The organism is Corynebacterium sp., from assembly GCF_030538285.1.
GTDB lineage: Bacteria > Actinomycetota > Actinomycetes > Mycobacteriales > Mycobacteriaceae > Corynebacterium.
Map to the genome: position 1 here is coordinate 14,857 of NZ_JAUNUG010000030.1, position 21,917 is coordinate 36,773.

A 21,917-nucleotide genomic window follows, 5' to 3' on the forward strand; every position below is an offset into this window, starting at 1 on the left:
CCCAACGGTGATTCCTCTCAGTAGTCGCGACCTGGAGGCCCGGATCCAGTCACTCCGTGCCAAGGCTTACGACGAGGGTGTCGTCGCCGTCCATTCCCGTGCGCCGTGGACCGGCGGTTCCACACTGCGTACGTCCGACGGTGTCGAGTACCGGGTGGCCGCCTGCCCCACGCTCCTGGCACTGCGCTGGGAACTCTCCCAACTCGACGACTCCCCGTGGACATTCCTCATCACGCCGCTGCGTACCGACGATCTGCCCCTGGATGTCCGATCTCGACTGGTTCCGTACCAGGGTGTCTACCAGCTCGATCCCGCAGAGAGCTTGCGGGCTCTGTTCGCCGCCAGCCGGCAGCACGGCGACCTGGTCGGCGACCGGCGGGACTCCAGCCAGATCCTGGCCTTCCTGCAGTCTTCCGACAGCAAGGTCGAACCAGCTCCGTTGGGTGTACTCAGCTCTGAGCATCTCTACGGTCAGGTGTTGCAGAAGGGTGTATTCCGCCGCAACATCCACGCCCTGCGGGATCTGCTCAGCTGGTCACTCACCCCGGCCGCCGCAGCCGACTGGGAGCACTTCACCACAGCGCTGTCCGACGACGTCCAGGGACGCGCCCTCGACTGGCTCCGGCGCAAACTCGGACCCCAGTCGGTCGCGGTCGTCGAGACCCTCGCCAACCGCGGCCCGGCCGAGTTGCTCACTTTCGGTTTCCTCGCCGAAGTCCTCAGCGCCCAGGCCTTGACGCATGCGGCAGATCAGGCCTCCGCCCTCGGCGGATTCCGGGTGATCACCCGGTCCGGCATCGCCACCGGAGAGCAGCTGGGGGCGTGGGCGCGGGCATCGAAAGGCATGCTTGACTCCTCCGCCTCCGAACAGGCCTGGGCCAGCGCCCAGGAGGCAGAGCACCTGCTGGTGTCCGCGCAAGGGCTCGGACAACCCTCGCTGGTGCCCCTGTCGACCGTGTTCCGGGGCTCGCTCGAGGCACGACTGTCCGCCTTCGCTCATGCGGCGACGACAGCCCTGCGGACCCGGGAGCTCAATTCGGTCCTCCAGGCACTCGAAGACATCCGCGCCCACCGACTGGTCACCCGCCAGCAAATCCTGCCGGTGGTGGAATCGTTGGCGAGGCTGCTCGGTTGGCTCGCCGCACCCGAGGTCGCGCACCCCGAGAGTCTCTCCGGCTGGCTGACCCACTACCGCGACGACCTCAGCTGGGTCGACACCTGCGTCAACCGCGCTTGGGACGGTACCTCCAACACCGAACTCATCACCGCGACGCGGGAGATCACCACGGCAGTCCGCCAGCGCCGTCAGGTGGCCGACCGGGGATTCGCACGTGTTCTCGCAGCCTCCGGAACACAGAGGGAGGCCGCCGGCGACACCCTGCTCATCGAGGACGTACTGAGCGAAGTCGTGTTCCCGGTACACCAGGGCAAGATAGTCGACGAGAACCTCCGCCCCGTCCTCCTCCTAGTCATCGACGGCGCCTCGGTCGGCGTCCACAACGACATCCTGTCCTCCATCCAGCGCACATACCCGGGTGACTGGCAGGAAATGGCGAGTGACCGCGGAGAGCTTCGCGCCGCCCTGGCCGCCCTGCCGACGGTGACCAACTACTCCCGCACCTCCCTGTTGTCAGGCAGGCTGGCTGCGGGCGGACAGAATATCGAGCGAGAGAACCTCCGCGCAGCCTACTCGTCCACGTTCAAAAAGCAGGGCCCTCAGGCCTGCCGTCTCCTGCACAAGGACGACCTGGCCACCGGGATCAATGACCACGTGAAGGAGCTCGTCGAGGACACTCAGTCTGCACCCTTCATCGCCGCCGTCCTCAACACCGTCGACGATGCTCTCGGTGGATCCAATCCGATGGGTCGGACCTGGGGAGTAAAAGACATCAGGCACCTCGGTGTCCTGCTGGAAGGCGCCCACCGGGTGGGCCGCACCGTGATCCTCACCTCCGACCACGGGCACATCGCGGAGAAGGACCACGCGGGCATCGTGCCCACCGAGACGACAATCTCCGCCCGATGGCGCACAGACGACTTACCGGCAGGCCCCAATGAGATCGGCGTCGCCGGTGACCGGGTGCTGGCCAACAGCGGCTCCATCGTCCTCGCCGTTGACGAGGATGTCCGCTACACGGCGAAGAAGGCCGGCTATCACGGTGGAGGGACGTTGGCCGAAGCCATCGCGCCCGTGTCAGTGCTGGCTCAGACAGCCGCCGCTTTCGGCGCTGATACAGCCTTCCCCGCGGTGGCCCTCGACCGGCTGTCGACCCAGCCGGAATGGTGGTCACTGTCCATGTCCGAGCAGCCCTCGACCAGGGCGCCTCTGACGTCGAAAATGCAGCCCCCGTCCGCCCGGCCGGACCCCCTCTCACTCTTCGACGAGCAGACACCGGCCCCCACAGCAGCTCAGGACCGCTACGCGAAGCTGGCCGGAACCGGCATGTTCAAGGAGCGCGTCGACCGCCACCCGGTGGCTGGGCGTAAGGCGACCGAGGTTGCTGACCTCCTGCGTAAGATCGACGCGAACAACGACCGCCTGCCCGTTACCGTGGTGCGTGACACCTGGTCGCTGACACCCCTCATGGTGCGGGGCGTGCTGGCGGAGCTGCGCCGCATCGTCAACGTCGACGGCGTCGAAGCCCTGAGCATGTCGGGTGAGGATCTGGTCCTCTACCCGGAGCTTCTGTTCGAGCAGTTCGGAGTGAAGTGAGATGACTGACCACGGTTCCGTGTCCCCGGCCCGCCGCACCGCCATCATCAGCGCGCTCCGGCGCGGCACCGTGCCCAGCGAGGGTCTGGACCAGTTGGCGGTCGGACTGGATCATCTGGAACCGACCATCCTCGAGGAACTGGACACCGTCGCGTCCGGTGGTGGGGTTTTCAAGGCGCTACGCGGTGAATACGGCTCGGGCAAGACCTTTGCCGCCCGCTGGATCGAACAGCTGGCTCTCGATCAGGACTTCGCGGTCGCCGAAGTGCAGATCTCGGAGCTGGAGACGCCACTGCACAAACTGGAGACCGTGTACCGGCGTGCCACCGAATCCCTCCGTACCTCGGCGTTCCCACGCCAGGCGTTCCGAAACATCCTCGACTCCTGGCTGTACAAGGTCGAGATGGACGCCATGAGCTCGGGCGAGGACCCGGTGACCGTCATGGAGACACGCCTGTCCCCCGTCGCCGCAGCCGCCCCCGTGTTCCCTCTGGCCCTGCGTGGCTACCGCGACGCCCTCAACGTCGACGATGCTGTCGTCGCCGACGGTCTGGCCGCCTGGCTGGGTGGCCAGCCAACGATCGCTGCCTCCATCAAACGGCAGGCCGGCGTCAAGTCCGAGCTCGACCACTTCACCGCCATGGGTTTCTTCCGCGGTCTGCTGGAGGTTCTCCGCGGCTCCGACCACCGCGGCCTGGTCCTCGTGCTCGACGAGGTGGAGACTCTGCAGCGTATGCGCGCGGACTCCCGCGAGAAGGCACTCAACGCCCTGCGGCAGTGGATCGATGAGATCGACTCCGGCCACTACCCGGGCCTTTACCTGCTGATCACCGGCACCGGTGCCTTCTTTGAGGGCCCGCAGGGGGTCAAGCGTCTGCAGCCGTTGGATGCGCGCCTGAGCGTGGATTTCTCCGGGGATCCGAGGTGGGACAATCCGCGGCTGCCACAGGTGAGGCTGCAGGGATTCAACCACGAGAAGTTGCAGGCCGTGGGGCGCCGCGTCCGCGACTTGTACGGCGGACAGCTTCTCGACGACACCATCATCTCTGATCTCGCCGACGCAGTAGCCGGGAAACTCGGTGGTCAGGTGGGCATCGCGCCGCGGCAATTCCTGCGCATCCTGGTTGACATCCTGGACCGTGTCCAGTTGCATCCAGACTTTGACCCGCGCACGGATTACGCGTTGTCCATCCCGGTCACGACTATGACAGATTCCGAGCGTGCAGCCGCGGTCACCCCCGTGACAAACCCCAACGACATCGAGCTCTGACCATGTCCGACGGTTTCCTCTCCCTGCACCCCGTACTACAGCACCACATCGTGACCACCCTGCGGTGGCCGGGCCTGCGCCCCCTCCAGAACGCTTCCGTGTCTCCCCTCCAGGCAGGTGAGGACGCCATCCTCCTGGCACCCACCGCCGGTGGCAAGACCGAAGCAGCGACGTTCCCGCTGCTCAGCCGCATGGCGTCCGAAAACTGGGCCGGGGTTTCGGTGCTTTACATCTGCCCCCTCAAGGCGCTGCTAAACAACCTCGAGCCGCGTCTTACCCACTACGCGTCCTGGTTGGGCCGCACGGTGTCGGTGTGGCACGGAGACGTGGGGGCGTCGGCACGCAAGCGCATCAAGCGAGACAAGCCCGATATCCTCCTGACCACCCCGGAATCTTTGGAGGCCATGATGGTCTCCCAAAGCGTTGACGACCGTGAATTTCTTGGTGCCGTCCGCGCCGTGATCATCGATGAGGTCCACGCCTTCGCAGGCGATGACCGCGGCTGGCACCTCTCCGCCGTGCTGGCGCGGCTGGAGCATCACCTGCGACGCCCGGTACAGCGGGTCGGGATGTCCGCCACTGTCGGTAACCCTGACTTGCTGCTCGGATGGCTCCAGGGCGGGCAGGACCGCCCCGGGCGTGTGATTAACCCTCCGGTGGAGAGTGACGCGGCGGCGCCCGAGATATGGGTGGACCAGCTCGAGGACATCGACCAGGTGGCCCGGCTCCTGTCGAGGATGCACCTCGGAGAAAAGCGCCTGGTCTTCACCGACTCCCGCATGCGCGCAGAGGAACTCGCCGGAGCTCTCCGACGTGAGGACACCTCCGTCTATCTGTCCCATTCCTCGCTCTCGGCGGTGGAACGCAGGGAAGCAGAGCATGCCTTCGCCACCGCGACGGACTGCATCATTGTGGCCACCTCCACCCTGGAGTTGGGTATCGACATCGGCGATCTGGACCGGGTCATCCAGATCGGCACGCCGCGTACGGTGTCGTCCTTCCTGCAACGCCTGGGACGCACCGGGCGGCGGTCAGGCTCCGTGCGCAACTGCCTGTTCATCAGCCTCGGTGATGACGCGCTACTAGAGACACTGGGGATGCTCCACGCCTGGTCCTCCGGGTATGTGGAACCCGTCAACCCTCCACCGGTGCCAATGCATATGGCGGCCCAGCAATTCCTCGCCGCCGCACTGCACAAGGGTGCCATCAATACCGCGACGTGGAAGGAACTGTGGGCAGGCTCCAGGCTGATGGACCCCGACGTACTCGGGAGAGACGGGCAAGAAATCCTCGACCATCTGGTGTCGGTCGGCATGCTGGAGGTTGACGGGGCGTTGGCTTTCATCGGCGAGGCTGCGGAAAAGGCCTTCGGCCGCCGCCACTTCATGGAGCTGCTCAGCGCGTTCACCACTCCTCCGATGTTCACCGTTCTGTCAGGCCGCCGCGAGATCGGCACCGTCGAGTTGAAGACGGTGGGTTCCCCGGATCCGGACCGAATTCTGCTCATTGCTCTCGCCGGGCGCAGCTGGATAGTCGAAACGATCGACTGGCGACGCCGGCGGCTCTATGTCGAGCCGATCGACAAGCCAGCCAAGACCCGCTGGGGCTTCCTGGGGCCGGGATTCGGCTCGGAGGTGTCCGAGGGTATGCGGCAGGTGTTGCTGGGTTCCGATCCGGGCGGGGTCCGGTTAACCGACCGCGCCAAAGCCGGGCTGGAGTCGCTACGCCTCGACAAGGAGGTCACCGTGTCACCCGACAGCCGCGTCATCCTGGAGCACCGGGGAGCCAACGGTGGCGGGGAATGGTGGACGTGGGCCGGCGACGCACACAACGCACAGGTCATCGCCGCATTGGCGGAGACCGGAATCGTACGCTCAGACCAGGTCGCTCGCCACGACGTCATCGGGCTTAGCGGTTTTTTCGACCCACGTGATGTGCGGGCGCGAGTGGAGGAAGTGATGGCACTGCCCGTCGGAGAAAGACCTTTGCCCACGATGAGTGTCGACGACGCCCGTGGACTCAAGTTCTCCGAGGCGTTGCCGATGGAATGGGCGTTGCACGTGCTGGCGGTGAGGGCAGTGACCGAGTAACGAAGATTACGTGGGCTTAGAAGTCTGAAACAAGCCCGCTCTCATCAATCTCGAGCACTTCACAAAGCCCAGACAGGTGCTGTGGATCAAGAGCCTTCATAAAAACAAACACAGCAGATATCGCTGTCCTCACCTCATCCGGGCTAACAATGTCGCCAATCGACGGCGATTCATTGTGCGAGTAAGCATGGGTATAACGAGTCAAGCGCAGGCGGAGAGCATCCGCATCTCCATTATAACCAGAATCTTTCAAATACTCTCCCGCATTCCTCATTGAACCGTTAAAGTCACCGACGGACGCGGGGAACTTGAAAGCCAGAAAGGACTCGAGAAGCCTACGAATCACATTAGGAAAGAGCAACTGCGCATCCAGACGATTCTCCAAGGAATCATTTTCGTTCAGATTTCGCTTTGCTTCCTCCACCACCATGAATGCATGATAGTAAGTAGATCGAATCTTCTTGCGGACCTTATTACTCGGAGGCCAAGCTACGAGATCAGGAGTCCTACGCAAATCTCCATCCAATCCACTCTTATGCTTGGACCGGAGTTCGTACAGGCTCGACTTAATATGCTTTGCAGACGTTAGTTGAATGTCCCATTGACGGAACAGCTCAAAGTTATGGGTCAAAAGTATTAGCTGAGCCATACTTTCCTTGACTACAGCCTCCGACCAAATGTACGTCGATATGCCCATAAAAACATCACTGTCCATGCTAGAAACAGGATCATCAATTACCACAATCGGTTTAGGCCCGGGTACGCGCGCAACCGCCTCCATAAAGTAAATCAACATGATCACAGATCTTTCACCCGTACTTAACCCAACCGCAGGCTCACCATTTCTCATCACGCGGTACTGGTTTTCATAAAGCTCAAATGTAAGTTCACTCCTACCAAGCATTCGAGCCACTTCCCTGGTCAGGACCTCCGCAGCAGGCATAGGATCTGCCTCACGATTATTAAGAGCATCCCTCTCTCTGGCTAGGTCACCGATATTCTGTGAGGCCACATCGAACTCTTGGCTGGATTCTGCAACTATTTTCTTCTGCAAGACTACTGTCTCTTCATTCAGCTTCAAATAGTGTTCTTCCACCGCCTTGGCCGCCTCCTGCAAAGCTTCCTCATGCCGCTCCACACGCTCGTCATGCATTGCACACAAAGCTTTGAATCGGGCGTCGTTAACTCTGGGGCTTTCGACTTGCGTTTGAAGGAGTTCGAACGGAGCCAGCACGTTTTCTCGCTTTTTGCGAGCCACCTTTCCGAGCTCGCGACACCAGCCCTCGAGCCTTCGTAGGGCATTTTCCACGTCTTGTTTGCTGGACCGGTAGGCTTCCCGCAAATCTTCCAGCAGTAGTCCTTCGTCAGGCAGTGAAAGTCTGACAGTCTCGCATTGTTTCTCCGCTATACGAAGTTCACCCAGTATTGCGTCTATTTCCCTCTCCAGCTCGGCAACAGCATCAGAGAAGTGGTCTTCAATAGCTGCTTTTCGATCATCGGTCAAAGGCCCCGAACAAAAAATACAAGAACTGCTCCCCTCGTGCAGCTGACGCCCCTCCTGGACCCAGATTGTTGCCTCCGGGTGCGCTTCTAAAGTATCCAATACTATCGTCATCGGCGTCTTGAGTAGATGCAATTTAAGCCGATCTATCAGATCATTCGCGATCGGCACCGTCGACTGAATCGGCGGCAGTTTTGGACGATTTCCCGAATTCAGAATCGCAATATTCGACTGAAGATTAGATTCGTCAAGTTCACTCCATTCGGGCTTGGCATGCTCATATGCCTCTCTCACCTTCGCCCTGCTGAAGCTTGTCCTACTACGCCAACGACCCCCCGCGTTCGAGACTAGCGCTACAACATTCTTCGAAACGTCTTCGTAAACACTGTCTATGACTTTCCTAGCCCGTTCCAACGACGCCTTGGATTCCTTTCGCTTATCCTCCTCGGCTTTAAGAAGTTCCTCGATCTCCTCTAGTCTGTCTTGTTCCTCAACCGATTTCTCTCCCACAGTTAGGACCGCACTCATTTCGGGCTTGTCCCTGAAGCGATGACCTTTATCTACATATCGGTCACTGAAAACCATTACTCGATCGAAAATGACACTGTCTTGATGATCGGTCGTCGTCGCATTCTGAACGTCGGAGAAAGTTAACGAAACTCGTCCATACGCTCTGTCGCCCTGTCTCAAGTCGTCAAACGCAGCGGACAGTGATGACTTCCCAGTTCCGTTAGGTCCGTATATTACATTGACTCTCTTAAATTCTCTTAAACCATTTCGCCAGGAATAGTCTTCGAAATGGCCGCAGTTTCTTAGCGATTCGATCCTCGTTAGTATCACTTCAACCCCTTTAGACTCATGCTGATATTTTAATCAACTGTAAGACAATTTTGTCCGCGCAAGCTTTACCGTCTCAAGTTCCCAATTACCCAGCCCCCACCCAAGCCCCCGTCTCCGTGTACACCACAGCGAACGGCAGCGCCTTGTTTTCGTTGCCTTCGCTGAACCAGAACAGCACGGGCCCGCGCTCCCCCAGCACGACCTTCTTTGGCGCACCCCAGGACGGCAGGCTGCCGGCGATGATGGTCTCGGCGATGACACGGGCGCCCTTCTCGTCGATAACGGCGCGAATCGTTTGCCGCGTCGACCTGTCCAGACCCTTGACGAAGGCCTCGTAGTCCACGTCCTGCTGCGGGACGATGAGAGTGTCCACCTTCTTGTCCTCGGTGGAGAAGTCCTTCATCCAGCGGCGCACATCGGCCACCAACTCAAACGCATCCAATGACGCAACCTCTGCAGGCAGCTCCGCGAACCACGCCCGCAACTTACGGTCCTCGAGCTTCATGGTGACGCGAGCGACGGTAGCGTCGGCAAGCTCGGCGACGCGCGCCCCGGAGAGCTTCACCCCGGAGGCCTGCCCGCCGGCATAGGTAGTGAACTCCGTGGCCTTAGCTTCCCCACGCCAGGTCAGCTGCCCGGTGTCGATCTTCGCGGCGACGTTGAAGGGCGTGACCTCCACCTCAGCGAGTCGGCACAGGTGCTCGGGCATCTCGGCATCGAGGGCCTCGGGCAGCTGCACGGTGGGCAGCTGTTCCGCGGCGATACGCAGGGTGACAGGGTCGAAGGCGGCGACGCCGTTACGCAGTTCCATGTGGCCCTCCCAGGTGGCTTATGTGTTAGCGGCCAGCCTAGTCAATCGCTCCATGAATTCGCCGAGGAATCTCTCTACATCTACACCCACCGCTACATTGACCAACGGGCCCTGCCGCGAGAGGTCGCCGATGGTGCGCCCACGGGTCTCCCCCACCACGTCAACCTGCATGGGCAGCGCCAGGCATTCGACGAGCGAAGGGTCGATCGCCACGGCCACCGCCAGCGGATCGTGCAGGCCGCAGCCGCCGAGGTGCGGGGCGGTGGTGGCGTAGGCGTTGATGTAGTGGCCGGCGGCGTCGGCAAGCATTGTGCCACCGGGCGTACCCAGTGCCCGCCACTGCGCGGTCTCCGTACGGGTGAGCAGGGTTTTCAGAGTGACATCCAGCCCGATCATCGTGACGTTATGTGCCCGGCGGAACACCTCGTTCGTGGCCTTAGGGTCCTGCCACACATTCGCCTCCGCCCACGGGCGGACGTTACCGGGCACGGTGAGCGCACCACCCATCATGACGATGCGGGCGTGCTCGGCGAAGTAGTCATCCTCCAGCGCCGCCGCAATGGACGTCGACGGTCCCGTCGGGACGATGACGAGGTCGGGGTGGGAACGGGTGGCGTCGATAAGAAATTCGACGGCATCGCTGGCGGGCTTAACCGCAGCCTCCGGAAGCTGTACCTCGCCGAGTCCGTTGGATCCGTGGATGAACGCAGAGATCTCCGCCACGGCCCACCCTTCCGGCGAGGGCCCCACGTACACGGGGATGTCCGGACGGCCGAAGAGCTCGAGGAGGGCGAGGGTGTTGCGCACCGCGGCGTCGACAAGCACGTTGCCATAGGTGCACGTCACGCCGATGAGCTCGACCTCAGGCGACGCGAGGGCATAGGCGAGGGCGAAGGCGTCATCGATACCCGTGTCGAGGTCGAGGATGAGCTTCACTCGAGGATCTCCCGCACGCGCTCGACATCATTGCGGATGGCGTTTAGCAGCGTGTCGACGGAATCGAACTTCTGCATGTCACGGACGTAACCGATGAAAGCGACATCGGCCTCGTAGCCATAAAGATCGGCGTCACGGTCGAGGATGAAGGACTCGACGCTGCGGCGCTCATCACCAAACGTGGGGTTGGTGCCCACCGAGATCGCCGCCGGGTAGGCGATGCCGGGCTCCATGTCACCGTCGATGGCACGGGGGCCCCGGACGGTGAACCAGCCGGCGTAAACGCCATCGGCGGGCAGGGCGACATCATCGGCGAAGTACTGATTGGCGGTGGGGAAACCCAGCTGCTTGCCACCGCGGCCGGCACCGCGGACCACGGGGCCGGTGACGGTGTACGGGTGGCCGAGCGCCCAGGCGGCGCGCTCCACATCGCCGGCGTTGAGGAAGTCACGAATGCCGGAGGAACAGATGCGCTGACCATCGTCGTGGAGCAGGGTGACGATCTCGACGTCGATACCGTGCTCTGTGCCCAGCTCGCGGGCCGTATCGGCGGTGCCGGCGGCATCCTTGCCGAAGGTGAAGTTCTCCCCCACCACCACCGCGGACGCCTTAAGGGTGCCCTGGAGGAGGGTCTCGAAGTACTGCTCCGGGCTCAGTCCGGCCAGTTCCTGGGTGAAATCGACGACGAGGGTGGCGTCAATACCGATCCCCTTCGCCAGGTTCAGGCGCTGCTCCAGCGTGGTGAGCATGACCGGGGCACGCTCCGGGAGGAACACCGACATCGGGTGCGGATCAAAAGTCACCATCACGGCCGGGACGCCCCGCTCATCGGCCAGCTGCGAGGCACGCTCAATGAGCTGACGATGCCCCCGATGCACACCATCGAACACTCCGATGGTGACAACCGACTCCGCCAACGACTCAGGAACAGTGTCTAATCCGTGCCAAACAATCACCGCTACAGACTACGGCATACACTGCCCCCTATGACCGATCCCCTGGCCAGTTCCGGACTCGTCGTGGTGGACAAGCCCCAGGGCATGACCTCCCACGACGTTGTCTCCCGCCTTCGCCGCATTTTCTCCACCCGCCGCGTCGGGCACGCCGGCACGCTCGACCCCATGGCGACGGGCGTGCTCGTCGTCGGTATCGAGCGCGGCACCCGCTTCCTCGCGCACCTCGTCGCCGCAACGAAGGCGTACTCCGCGACGATCCGGTTGGGTGCTGCCACTACTACCGACGACGCCGAGGGTGATGTGGTGTCGGGGGCGAGCGCGGCGTCGATAAGCGAGGAGACGGTATTGGCCGCGATGGCCGAACTGACCGGTGACATCATGCAGCGCCCCGCGGCAGTGAGCGCCATCAAGATCGACGGCAAGCGGGCGCATGAGCGGGTGCGCGCCGGTGAGGACGTGGAGATCCCCGAGCGGCCCGTGACGGTGTCACGCTTCGAGGCGCTGGAATTTCGACGCGAAGGGGAATTCCTCGACGTGGATGTGGAGGTGGACTGCTCCTCGGGCACCTACATCCGCTCCCTCGCCCGCGATCTGGGTGCGGCGTTGGGTGTCGGCGGGCATCTCACCGCTTTGCGACGCACCTCGGTGGGGCCGTTCGAGTTGGCCGATGCACTGACCTTGGAGGAGTTGGAGGAGTCGCCGCGGCTGTCTTTGACCTTGGATGAGGCGTTGGCCCGCTCCTACCCGGTGCTTGAGGTGACCGCGGAGGAAGCCGAGGCTCTGGCCATGGGCAAGTGGCTGGAGCCCCGCGGGCTCGTCGGGGTGCATGCAGCCGTGGCGCCTGATGGGCGCTCCATCGCGCTGATCAAGGAGAAAGGCAAGCGCCTGGCCACCGTGTTCGTGGCGCGGCCGAATACGCTTTAGAGCCCTACTGTGCTTGGCCTGGCGCCCCATTCACGCTAACGTGTCAGTCGAAGTCCCCGGCACACGCCTCTGTCGAACACGAGTCGGCATGCAGCCGGGGTTTTTCTATTCCTCACGCAGGGTACCTCCGGGGCGAGGGCCGCGCCTTAGATCACGGCGGTGGCGGCGATGACGTAGCCATCGTCGACCATCCAGCGCCCGGAGATGAACGGCACCGGGGTGGGACGCACCAGCAGGTAGGAGACGAAGGATCCGTCGGAGCGGATGTCGATCTCCGCGTCCTCGAAACCCAGCCAGCGGTGGGTCATGGGGAACCACGCCTTGTAGGTGGCTTCTTTGGCGCAAAAGAGGAGGCGGTCGGCGCAATCGACACCCTCGTTGCGTAGGCGCTCTAACTGGGGCATCTCACCGGGACGGGCAATGGAACCGATGACCTCGCGTGGAAGCGGCTGCGCTGGCTCGGCGTCCAGGCCCATGGAACGCACGTGAGTCTTCGGGGCGACGACCGCAGCCCGGAAACCCTCCGTGTGTGTCATGGAGCCAGTGATGTCCTGGGGCCACAGGGGCATACCGCGCTCACCACGCAGGATCGGCTCATTGTCCCACTGCCCCAGATCCCGCAACGCCTGGTGGGCACACCAGCGGGCGTCGCCGAACTCGGCCTTGCGCACATCCACCGAATGAGAGACCAGGGCCTGCTCCAGCGGGTGGAGACCGTGATAGTTCTGCAGGTCAGGGCGCTCACGATCGGTGATGACGTAGCAGAAACGGGCGGCGTCGGGAAAGAGGGCGTCGTTAAGCATCCTCATCACCACCCAAACGCATGACCGGGTACGGCCAGGGATTGAGGTGACCGTGGCGCTCCCACTCACGGGGATAACCGAGGGAAACCTCGATGTGTTTAATACCGGCGACTTCGGTGACGCCTGGCATATGCAGGTGACCGTAGATGACCGACTGCGCGTTATAACGCTCCGCCCACGTCCGCGTGTGGCGGGTACCGCACCACAAAGCGATCTCCGGGTGACGCATGACCAGGGTGGGCTCCTGTACGAGGGGCCAGTGGTTGATGAGGATGGTGGGGCCGTCGATAAGCGACAGACGCTTGATGGAATACGCCAGACGATCCCAACACCACGCACGGACATCCACGAAAGGCGCGATGGCGAACTCGTCCGTCATCATGATCTGGCGATCATGCGCCGCCTTCACCGCCTGCTCCACCGTCATGCCGGGGCCGCGGAAGGAGTAGTCATACAGCGTGAAGAGAGGCACGAGAGTCACGCCGCCGAACGTCGGATAAGGATCCTCCGGAGTCAGCACATCGATCTCGCGGATCGCCTCCACCAGCTCCGTGTACTTCTCCCGACCCTGGTGACGATCAGTGGAGCGCGAGAAAAGCTCATGGTTGCCCGGCACCCAAATGACCTGCGCGAAACGCTGGCGAAGTTGGGAGAGAATGCGGACGACGAGGTCGGTGCGCTCGGCGACATCGCCGGCGACGATAAGCCAGTCCGAGGGATCCTCGGGCTGGATCTCATCGATCCGCGCCGTATTCGCTTTCACGGCGCCGTGTAGGTCACTGACGGCCCACAGCGTTGTGCTCATGCGCACCTCCTTCTCATGTATGTAACCACAGGGGGTGTGGTGGTTTGGACGGTATGTCTTCGTTTAAGGGTAGGTGGGATGGTGGGCCCCTCGTTGTTTCCACGTGGATTTTCGCGGGGCGTCGCATTTTCCCAGTTCGTGAGCTGTGGCTGGTGGGATCGACGTGGGAACACCGAGGGGTGAGCTAGCTTATGGCGCGTCGGAGGACCTCAGCCAGGCGCTCATTGCTACCCGAGGCCTGGCTATGGAAACGCGCGCGGACAAATTCATCCTTGAAGGACTGGTCTGTTACGAAGAGCGTGTGATCCAGCGCGTGCCCCGCATGCACGCACAGCTGGGAGAAGAAGACGAACTGAGTCCGGGTATTGCCTTCCCGGAACGGGTGAATCACGTTGAGCTCACCTCAGATCTCCGCCAGCTCCGTGACAAATGTGTCGCCGGTTAGCCCACGGAGGGCATCCTTTTCGGCCAACAACCTGAACTGGCGCTCGACGGCCCTCCTGAGCTCAGGCCCCGCAGGGTAGTAGGCGTAGCCGTTCTTCGTCATGAACCGGTCGACAGGGGCAACACGCTCCTCCCCTGCCCAGTCGTAAACATCCTGGAAGATGTAGCTGTGAAGGGCTTTGAGGTGGGCATAGTCGAAACTGCCCTGGATAGGGTTCGCAGCTAGTTGAGATAAACGAAAAGAGGTCAGGCTCGATTCCAGTTGCTCGAGGGCAGCCGGGTTCGGCTCACCGTAGGGATGCCCTGGTCGGGAGAGTTTGTTCCTCAACACAGAAGTACCTGGGATGAAATAGTCATCCCAGGTACGGAAGGTGGGCTTCTTAGACATCAACGTTGAATGAGCTCGCGCAATGCAGCCACGACCTCGTGATCGTCGAGTTCTTCTCGTGCGGCCTGTGCCAGTATCGCGCGCATACGCGGGTCAGTAACCTCATGCCCTGCCGCGGCGAGGGCCGCATCCGCGAACTCCATGCGACGGGAGACTTCCTCATTGGTGACCAGGGGAATGATGGACGACTGAGTCATGGTGTTGCCCTCCTCTCAAGCTTGGGCTAATCCTAGCAAAAGCCCAGTTCAACGTCTATGCCGCGACGGTTGCCCACCGCATCGAGTTGAAGCGCCAGACGACCGCGATAAGGCGGATGACGATGAAGGCGAGGAGGCCACACCAGATGCCGGTGAGGCCGGCGTCGAGAAGCAAGGACAACCAGACACCGGGAAGGAAACCGAAAAGCACCGAGATGATCGTGATGGTGCGCAGGAACGCGGCGTCGGAGGCGCCGAGGAGGACGCCGTCGAGGGCAAAGACGACGCCGCCGAGGATGATCATGACGATCATGATCCACCAGGGCCCGGAGATGGCGTCGAGGACACCGGCGTCCGAGGAGAAGATCCGGGGAATGAAGGCCGCGCCGAGGGCGAATACCCCGCCGAGGGCCGAAGCGAAGATGAGCGAGTAGAGCGTGACCTTGCGGCCGACGTCCCGGGCGACCTCGATGGTGCCCTTGCCGAGGGCGGCGCCGGTGAGCGCCTGGGCGGCGATGGCGAGGGAATCGAGGACCAGGGTGATGATGTTCCACAGCTGCAGCAGGATCTGGTGGGCGGCGAGTGACGCCGTGCCGAAGCGTGCGGCGACGGCGGCCGCGGAGATGAACGCGATCTGGAAGGACAGGGAGCGCAGGATGAGGTCGCGGCCCATGACGAGCTGGCGTTTCATGATCTCCCAGCGGGGGCGCCAGGAGCCATTGTGCTCGCGGCCTAAAGCCAGGAGGAAGAGTGTGGAGGTGATCGTGATGCCCACGACGTTGGCCATCGCGGAGCCGGGCAGGCCGTAGAGCCCGACGAGGATGGGGATGAGGATCGCCCCGGGGATGACCCCGGCGAGTGTGTACCAGAGCGGGCTGCGGGTGTTCTGCACGCCGCGCAGCCAACCGTTGCCCGCCATGATGATGAGGGTGAGGGGGATGGCGATCGACTCGATACGGATCCACGTGGCGGCAGCCGCGGCGATCTCCGGGTCACCGGTGAGCCACTGGCCGATGTGGGTGGCGAGGGCGAAGACGATGGCGGCCAGTGTCAGCCCCACGGCAAGTCCCACCCAGGTGGCCTGGACTCCCTCTGCGACGGCGTCGGCACGCCGGCCGGAACCGTAGAGGCGGGAGGCGCGCGCGGTGGTGCCGTAGGAGAGGAACGTCAGCTGGGTGGTCACCGTCGACTGGACGGTGGTGCCCACAGCGAGGGCGGCGAGTTCGAAGGCTCCGAGGCGCCCGACGACGGCGGTATCAAGCAGCAGGTAGAGCGGGGTGGCAGAGAGAACGCCGAGCGCCGGGAGCGCCAGGGCGAAGATCTGCCGGGCGGAGACGGTCACTGCTGGGCGAGCTCCAGAAGAAGCGCTTTCCTGGCTTCGGCGGCAGTGCCGTGGAAGGTGTAGCCGGCCGCCGGGATATGCCCGCCGCCGCCGAGTGCCACCGCGATACGCGAGACATCCATCGCGTTGGAGCGCAGCGACACATGCCAGACACCGGGGACCGACTCCTTGAACACGGCGCCCAGGTCCGTGCCGTCGAGGGAGCGGACGAAATCGACCAAACCCTCCACAGCTGGCAGGGATCCGGTCTGCACGAGGACATGATCAGCGATGATGAGCGCCAGGTGGTGCTCCCCCGCCGCGTGGACTTCCACGCTGGCGAGGGCGCGGCCGATCATGCGCAGATCCGCGACGGAACCGGAATCGAGGAGATCGACGGCGATGGCGCGGACGTCGAGACCCGTGTCCATGAGGCGTGCCGCGAAGGTGTGCATCGCGGGGCTGCCCCAGCGGAAGCTGCCGGTATCGGTGAGCAAGCCCGCGTACAGCGCGTGCGCGATGGGCGGCTCGAGTGTGATATCCATGAGCTCGAAAAGTCGGCCGAGGACCGTGGTGGTGGACTCGGCGTTGAAATCCAGCAGGTTGACGCGGCCGAAACCCTCGTTGGAGGAATGATGGTCGATGACCACGGTATCCTCCGCCCGAGCGGCGATCGCCCCGGCCAGGGTGCCGGTGCGGTCAATGGAACCGCAGTCGACGGTGATGATGAGGTCCACTTCCGGGAGATGATCCACCAGCTGGATCTCCCGCGCGCCGGGAATAGTGAGCAGGTTCTCGGCGAAGGGATCAGCCTGGCCGATAAGGCCCACGGCCTGCTTGCCCAACTGCCGCAGGGCCCCGACGGTGGCACACACAGAGCCGATGGCATCAGCATCCGGGCGCACGTGACCGATCACGGCCACGGAATCGGCCGCGGCGATGGCACGCGCAGCCTCGGAGTATGAGTGCACTAGTGATCCTTGTACGGGTTCGCGTCACCGGCGGGCTTGGCGTTGGCCTTGAGCTTGGCCAGCTCCTCATCGCGCGCACGGGCGCGGGCGAGCAGCTCCTCCATGTGCGCGGAAGCCTCCGGCACCGTGTCCACCTCAAACGACAGGGTCGGGGTGAAACGGACACCGAGCTGATCGCCGACGATCTTGCGCAGCTGGCCACGAGCACGGTGCAGGGCCTCGGCGGCCTCGTCATAATCCGGCTCATCCTCGATGGAACGACCACGGACCGTGTAGAAGACGGTGGCGTCATGCAGATCGCCGGTGACCCGGGTATCGGTGACAGTGACCAGCTCCAGGCGACGGTCCTTCACCTCACGTTCGATAGCGGAAGCCACGATCGTCTGGATGCGCTTGGCCAGGCGGGCGGCGCGGGCGTTGTCAGCCATGTCGGTCTCCTTGAGTCCGGGTGCAAGTACGACGTCCCATTCTACCCCTGGTGGACTCTCAAGGGCCGAGGGCGGTGATGGGAACGACGAAGACGCCGTCGGGGCGTCGATAAGCAACCCCCGTGGGAACAATAATGACCAGAGCCTGCGGCTCTCCCACCCGGGAAGTGTCGACAGTATCGGCAAATCTGAGGAGGTTGCGGGCTGCTGATTCAATCGCGTCATCGGCACCCATTTTCACCTCAAAAGCAGCCCAGCTACCGTCTCGCTTCTCCACCACCGCATCCACCTCTAACCCGTTGGAGTCGCGGTAGTGAAAAACAGCGGCATCTGTTGCCTGCGCATAGACCCGAAGGTCGCGGATAACCATAGACTCAAAAAGAAGACCGGTATATCGGAGGTCCGCCAGCAGCTTCGAGACCCCAGCGCCAAGCGCCGCCACCGCCAGCGACGGGTCAACGAACACTCGCTTCGGCGCAGTGCGTAGCTGAGCCTTCGACCGGAGATGAGTGTTCCAGGCTGGAAGATCCTCAACAATATGGAGACGCTCCAAGGCGGCGTGGTACTCGGCCACCGTTCCCCTGTCCATGGAACCCTCAGCCCCGCCAGCATCCGTGGCAATCGCTTGCAGGCTCGCCTTCGTCGCCACATGCCTCGCCAACGACGCCACCATCCTCCGTACCAACTGCGGATTACGTCGACGCCCGCTGACCAGCTCCACATCGACCTCACACACCTGATCAAGGTAAGCACTATTGATAAGCGCGGCATCCTCCACGGTGACATCGACGGAACCCGGCCACCCGCCGATGACCAATCGCTCGACCACATCAACCACCCCAAGCTCGGCTCCCACCCCGGGACCAAACCCCTCTGCCATAAGCTCCGCCAACGACACGGCCCCGGTGGAGTGTCCGGATTCGAACAACGTCATTGGGCGCATCTGCAGCACAGCAACGCGGCCTGCACCCGAATGCCTGTTGACGTCGTCATTGGGAACAGACGATCCCGTAAGAATGAATTGCCCGGATAAGGATCGGCGCTCGTCCACGGCATGCCTGACCAAGTTCCATAAGTGCGGAACAACCTGCCACTCATCAATCAACCTCGGCGTATCACCGACAAGAGTCTGCTCAGGAAGCACTTCAGCCATCGTGCGCGCGTTCGCATCCTTATCCAGACGAACCACGCTCGCCGCGTGTTGGAGAGCCGTGGCGGTCTTTCCACTGGCCTTAGGTCCCTCAATGAGAACGGCACCCATCACACCCAAATAGCGGTCAAGGAGACCGTCGAGAACGCGGGGCCGATACTCGGCATTAATGCTGGTCATGAATACGACAGTACCACTAACCCGCAACTTATGGGGTTTCTAACCCGCAGTTTGTGGATTTCTCGCCCTATGCCCGCAACGCTGGCAGCGGCCAAGCGCGACGTGGCATGCGGGTCTGCTCGAAGGGGTAACCGAGGGAGACATCGACGTGCGGCACGCCATCGACGACGATCTCCTCGGGCATGTGCAGGTGGCCGTGGATAACGCCGACGGCCCGGTAGTCACGGGCGAAGTCCCGCGTCAGGGTGGTCCCGCACCACAGGGCCATCTCCGGCTGGCGCATACGCCGGGTGGGTTCGACCACCAGGGGCCAGTGGTTGACCAATAACGTGGGACCCGCGACGGCCTTCAGCCGCGCGCGCGAGTAGGCGACACGTTCCGCGCACCACGCCTCCACGTCAACGAAAGGGGCGATGAACAGTTCGTCGTCGAGGGTGGCGCGGCGGGCGCGGGCGTCGATAAGCGCGTCAACGGCGGTGACGCCTGCGGGCCGGAACGAATAGTCGTACAGCGTGAACAGCGGTGCGATCGTGACCTCCCCGAATACGGGGAAGGGGTCTTCGGGGGTGTCGACGCCGACGTCGCGAAGCAACTCCACGAGGTGCTCATAGCGCGCCCGGCCCCGGTAGCGATCAGCAGGGCGCGCGAACAGCTCGTGGTTGCCGGGGCACCAGATCACCCGCGCAAAACGCCGCCGGAGACGGGCGAGAGTTTCGACCACCAGGTCAATACTCTCGGCCACGTCTCCGGCGACGATAAGCCAATCACCTTCCCCGCCCGCGAGGCGCTCGACGCGCTCGCGGTTGGCGGGGAAGGTGACGTGTAGGTCCGACACGGACCACAGGGTGCTCATGCACCTTGAGGTTAGTCGCGCGGAACCTCGACCATCTCGAAGACCTCGAGCTTGTCGTCGATCTGGATGTCCGGGTAGGACAGGACCATACCGCACTCGTAACCCGCGGTGACCTCGGTGACATCGTCCTTCTCGCGTCGCAGGGACTCGATCTTGACGTTGTCGGCGATGACGTTGCCATCGCGCACCAGGCGACCGGAGGCGTTGCGGCGCACCTTGCCGCTCTCCACCATGCAACCTGCGATGAGGCCGATGGAGGAAGCCTTGAAGATGGCGCGGATCTCGGCGGTACCGATCTCCTTCTCCTCGTAGATCGGCTTCAGCATGCCCTTGAGAGCAGCCTCAACCTCCTCGATGGCGCGGTAGATGACGGTGTAGTAGCGGATATCCACACCCTCGGCGTTGGCCTCCTCGGTGGCCTTGCCCTCGGAACGGACGTTGAACGCGATGATGACAGCGTCCGACGCAGCGGCCAGGGAGACGTTGGTCTGGGTGACAGCACCGACACCACGGTCGATGATGTTGAGCTCGACCTCGTCCTCCATTTCGATCTTGAGCAGCGACTCCTCCAGGGCCTCCACCGAACCGGCGTTGTCACCCTTGAGGATGAGGTTGAGCACGCTGGTCTCCTTGAGCACAGCATCCAGATCCTCAAGCGACACACGCTTGCGGGCCTTGGCCTGCATAGCGGAACGCTTGCGGGCGTCACGCTGCGCGGCGATCTGACGTGCCACGCGGTCGTCCTCGACGACGAGCAGGTTGTCGCCGGCGCCGGGGACGCCGTTGAGACCCTGCATCTGGACGGGACGGGACGGACCCGCCTCCTCCACATCCTGGCCGTGCTCATCGATCATGCGACGCACGCGGCCATAGGTGTCACCCACGACAACGGAGTCACCGACACGGAGGGTACCGCGCTGGACCAGGACGGTGGCCACTGGGCCACGGCCGCGGTCGAGGTGCGCCTCGATGGCGACACCCTGGGCGTCCATGTCCGGGTTGGCGCGCAGATCCAGCGACGCATCCGCGGTGAGGACAACAGCCTCGAGCAGCTCGTCGATGTTGATGTTCGCCTTCGCGGAGATGTCGACGAACATGGTCTCGCCGCCGTACTCCTCCGGCACCAGACCGTACTCGGTGAGCTGGCCACGGATCTTGTCCGGGGAAGCCTCCGGCTTATCGATCTTGTTCACCGCCACCACGATCGGCACATCAGCGGCCTTGGCGTGGTTAATGGCCTCCACAGTCTGCGGCATGACGCCGTCATCGGCGGCGACGACCAGGATCGCGATGTCCGTGGACTTCGCACCACGGGCACGCATGGCCGTGAAGGCCTCGTGACCCGGGGTATCCAGGAAGGTGATCTTCCGCTCGCGGTCCTCGACGAAACGCTTGATCTGGTAGGCACCGATGCCCTGGGTGATGCCACCGGCCTCACCCGCGCCGACATCAGCCTTACGGATGGTGTCCAGCAGGCGGGTCTTACCGTGGTCGACGTGACCCATGACGGTGACCACCGGCGGGCGCTTGGCCAGGTCATCCTCGTCGCCCTCGTCCTCACCGAACTGCAGGTCGAAGGACTCGAGCAGCTCGCGATCCTCGTCCTCCGGGGAGACAACCTCAACGTTGTAGTTGATCTCCGCACCGAGCAGCTGGAGGGTCTCCTCCGGCACAGCCGCGGTAGCGGTGATCATCTCACCGAGGTTGAACAGCGCCTGGACCAGTGCGGCCGGATCGGCGTTGATCTTCTCCGCGAAGTCAGACAGGGAGGCGCCACGACGCAGGCGCACGGTCGCGCCGCCGCCGTCGGGCAGGCGAACGCCACCGATGACGTTCGGGGCCTGCATTGCCTCGTACTCGGAACGCTTCTGACGCTTCGACTTACGTCCGCGACGCGGCGCGCCACCGGGACGTCCGAAAGCACCAGCGGTACCGCCGCGACGTCCGCCGCCGCGGAAACCGCCGCCGGCACCGCCGCCGCCACCCGGGCCACCCGGACCACGGCCACCGGCGCCACCGCGACCGCGGCCACCGGGACCGGATGCCTTCTGCGGCATCTGGCCCGGAGTCGGAGCCTGCGAGGTGGGCATGTTAGCCGGCGAAGGACGACGTCCGCCGCCCTGTGCCGGACGATCCTGACCCTGGCCCTGGCGCTGTCCGCCCTGACCCTGGCCCTGACCCGGTCCGCGACCACCCGGACGCGGGCCACCCTGGCCGCGACCGCCGCCGGGACGCGGTCCCGGACGCTCGCCACCACCGGTGGAAAATGGGTTGTTGGCCACGCGTGGGCGACCGCCCGGACGCGGCATCGGGCGCGGCATGGCGCCGCCGCCCGG

Annotated in this window: 18 protein-coding genes and 1 pseudogene; 4 read left to right on the forward strand and 15 right to left on the reverse strand. The window is 63.4% G+C overall.

Translation table 11 applies throughout. The features are described 5' to 3' along the window. The first annotated feature begins 7 nt into the window (after positions 1–7). From pglZ to Q4G50_RS10290, 3 genes are read left to right on the forward strand one after another with little or no spacing between them, the layout of a single operon-like run. A complete protein-coding gene (gene pglZ, locus Q4G50_RS10280) occupies positions 8–2,713 on the forward strand; it encodes a BREX-2 system phosphatase PglZ (RefSeq protein WP_303377572.1) in 2,706 nt (901 codons plus the stop codon). 1 nt (position 2,714) lies between these two features. After that, a complete protein-coding gene (gene brxD / locus Q4G50_RS10285) occupies positions 2,715–3,983 on the forward strand; it encodes a BREX system ATP-binding protein BrxD (protein WP_303377573.1) in 1,269 nt (422 codons plus the stop codon). Between the two features lie 2 nt (positions 3,984–3,985). After that, the gene (locus Q4G50_RS10290) at positions 3,986–6,073 is read left to right on the forward strand and encodes a DEAD/DEAH box helicase (RefSeq protein WP_303377574.1); all 2,088 of its coding nucleotides are present in this window, start codon (positions 3,986–3,988) and stop codon (positions 6,071–6,073) included. Between the two features lie 16 nt (positions 6,074–6,089). Here the strand turns inward: Q4G50_RS10290 and Q4G50_RS10295 are convergent, their stop codons facing one another. From Q4G50_RS10295 to Q4G50_RS10310, 4 genes are all read right to left on the reverse strand, one after another. Beyond that, complete coding sequence (locus Q4G50_RS10295) at positions 6,090–8,414, reverse strand: AAA family ATPase (protein ID WP_303377575.1); 2,325 nt, start codon at positions 8,412–8,414, stop codon at positions 6,090–6,092. An 85-nt stretch (positions 8,415–8,499) separates the two neighbouring features. Next, positions 8,500–9,225: a hypothetical protein gene (locus tag Q4G50_RS10300; protein ID WP_303377576.1), complete on the reverse strand. Its 726-nt coding sequence runs from the start codon at positions 9,223–9,225 to the stop codon at positions 8,500–8,502. 18 nt (positions 9,226–9,243) lie between these two features. Next, complete coding sequence (locus Q4G50_RS10305; RefSeq protein ID WP_303377577.1) at positions 9,244–10,161, reverse strand: nucleoside hydrolase; 918 nt, start codon at positions 10,159–10,161, stop codon at positions 9,244–9,246. Next, positions 10,158–11,117, reverse strand: coding sequence for a bifunctional riboflavin kinase/FAD synthetase (locus tag Q4G50_RS10310; protein ID WP_303377578.1), 960 nt, complete (start codon positions 11,115–11,117; stop codon positions 10,158–10,160). The genes Q4G50_RS10305 and Q4G50_RS10310 overlap by 4 nt, the downstream gene beginning before the upstream one ends. A gap of 30 nt (positions 11,118–11,147) precedes the next feature. On the opposite strand from Q4G50_RS10310, the gene truB reads away from it, so the two are divergent. Next, positions 11,148–12,041, forward strand: coding sequence for a tRNA pseudouridine(55) synthase TruB (gene truB, locus Q4G50_RS10315; protein WP_303377579.1), 894 nt, complete (start codon positions 11,148–11,150; stop codon positions 12,039–12,041). A 146-nt stretch (positions 12,042–12,187) separates the two neighbouring features. Here the strand turns inward: truB and Q4G50_RS10320 are convergent, their stop codons facing one another. The 11 genes and pseudogenes from Q4G50_RS10320 to infB all read right to left on the reverse strand — a co-directional run. Continuing rightward, a complete protein-coding gene (locus tag Q4G50_RS10320; protein WP_303377580.1) occupies positions 12,188–12,844 on the reverse strand; it encodes a 4'-phosphopantetheinyl transferase in 657 nt (218 codons plus the stop codon). Continuing rightward, positions 12,837–13,649, reverse strand: coding sequence for a metallophosphoesterase (locus Q4G50_RS10325; protein ID WP_303377581.1), 813 nt, complete (start codon positions 13,647–13,649; stop codon positions 12,837–12,839). The genes Q4G50_RS10320 and Q4G50_RS10325 overlap by 8 nt, the downstream gene beginning before the upstream one ends. Before the next feature lie 184 nt (positions 13,650–13,833). Continuing rightward, positions 13,834–14,043: pseudogene (locus Q4G50_RS14660) on the reverse strand (cell filamentation protein Fic); the annotation flags it as partial. 9 nt (positions 14,044–14,052) lie between these two features. After that, positions 14,053–14,481 (reverse strand): hypothetical protein, encoded by a 429-nt coding sequence (locus Q4G50_RS10330; protein WP_303377582.1) that lies wholly within the window; start codon positions 14,479–14,481, stop codon positions 14,053–14,055. Then, positions 14,481–14,678 carry a hypothetical protein gene (locus tag Q4G50_RS10335; protein WP_303377583.1) on the reverse strand — a complete coding sequence of 66 codons (198 nt, stop codon included), beginning with the start codon at positions 14,676–14,678 and terminating at the stop codon, positions 14,481–14,483. The genes Q4G50_RS10330 and Q4G50_RS10335 overlap by 1 nt, the downstream gene beginning before the upstream one ends. Before the next feature lie 55 nt (positions 14,679–14,733). Then, a complete protein-coding gene (locus tag Q4G50_RS10340) occupies positions 14,734–16,020 on the reverse strand; it encodes an MATE family efflux transporter (RefSeq protein WP_303377584.1) in 1,287 nt (428 codons plus the stop codon). After that, positions 16,017–16,970, reverse strand: coding sequence for a bifunctional oligoribonuclease/PAP phosphatase NrnA (locus Q4G50_RS10345; RefSeq protein WP_303377585.1), 954 nt, complete (start codon positions 16,968–16,970; stop codon positions 16,017–16,019). The genes Q4G50_RS10340 and Q4G50_RS10345 overlap by 4 nt, the downstream gene beginning before the upstream one ends. Continuing rightward, positions 16,970–17,398, reverse strand: a complete 429-nt coding sequence (gene rbfA, locus Q4G50_RS10350) for a 30S ribosome-binding factor RbfA (RefSeq protein ID WP_303377586.1) — start codon at positions 17,396–17,398, stop codon at positions 16,970–16,972. The genes Q4G50_RS10345 and rbfA overlap by 1 nt, the downstream gene beginning before the upstream one ends. A 58-nt stretch (positions 17,399–17,456) precedes the next feature. Next, positions 17,457–18,728, reverse strand: a complete 1,272-nt coding sequence (locus tag Q4G50_RS10355) for an ATP-binding protein (protein WP_303377587.1) — start codon at positions 18,726–18,728, stop codon at positions 17,457–17,459. Positions 18,729–18,795: 67 nt separating this feature from the next. Beyond that, positions 18,796–19,581: a metallophosphoesterase gene (locus tag Q4G50_RS10360; protein ID WP_303377588.1), complete on the reverse strand. Its 786-nt coding sequence runs from the start codon at positions 19,579–19,581 to the stop codon at positions 18,796–18,798. An 11-nt stretch (positions 19,582–19,592) separates the two neighbouring features. Further along, positions 19,593–21,917, reverse strand: a 2,325-nt coding sequence (gene infB / locus Q4G50_RS10365; protein WP_303377589.1) for a translation initiation factor IF-2, incomplete at its 5' end; no start/stop codon positions are given.

What these genes read in the sequence shown, in the direction of transcription:
- brxD (WP_303377573.1), top strand. Translation starts at nt 2,715, where the DNA reads ATGACTGACCACGGTTCCGTGTCCCCGGCCCGCCGCACCGCCATCATC.
- Q4G50_RS10290 (WP_303377574.1), top strand. Translation starts at nt 3,986, where the DNA reads ATGTCCGACGGTTTCCTCTCCCTGCACCCCGTACTACAGCACCACATC.
- Q4G50_RS10300 (WP_303377576.1), bottom strand. Translation starts at nt 9,225, where the DNA reads ATGGAACTGCGTAACGGCGTCGCCGCCTTCGACCCTGTCACCCTGCGT.
- truB (WP_303377579.1), top strand. Translation starts at nt 11,148, where the DNA reads ATGACCGATCCCCTGGCCAGTTCCGGACTCGTCGTGGTGGACAAGCCC.
- Q4G50_RS10320 (WP_303377580.1), bottom strand. Translation starts at nt 12,844, where the DNA reads ATGCTTAACGACGCCCTCTTTCCCGACGCCGCCCGTTTCTGCTACGTC.
- Q4G50_RS10325 (WP_303377581.1), bottom strand. Translation starts at nt 13,649, where the DNA reads ATGAGCACAACGCTGTGGGCCGTCAGTGACCTACACGGCGCCGTGAAA.
- Q4G50_RS10330 (WP_303377582.1), bottom strand. Translation starts at nt 14,481, where the DNA reads ATGTCTAAGAAGCCCACCTTCCGTACCTGGGATGACTATTTCATCCCA.
- Q4G50_RS10335 (WP_303377583.1), bottom strand. Translation starts at nt 14,678, where the DNA reads ATGACTCAGTCGTCCATCATTCCCCTGGTCACCAATGAGGAAGTCTCC.
- rbfA (WP_303377586.1), bottom strand. Translation starts at nt 17,398, where the DNA reads ATGGCTGACAACGCCCGCGCCGCCCGCCTGGCCAAGCGCATCCAGACG.
- Q4G50_RS10355 (WP_303377587.1), bottom strand. Translation starts at nt 18,728, where the DNA reads ATGACCAGCATTAATGCCGAGTATCGGCCCCGCGTTCTCGACGGTCTC.
- Q4G50_RS10360 (WP_303377588.1), bottom strand. Translation starts at nt 19,581, where the DNA reads ATGAGCACCCTGTGGTCCGTGTCGGACCTACACGTCACCTTCCCCGCC.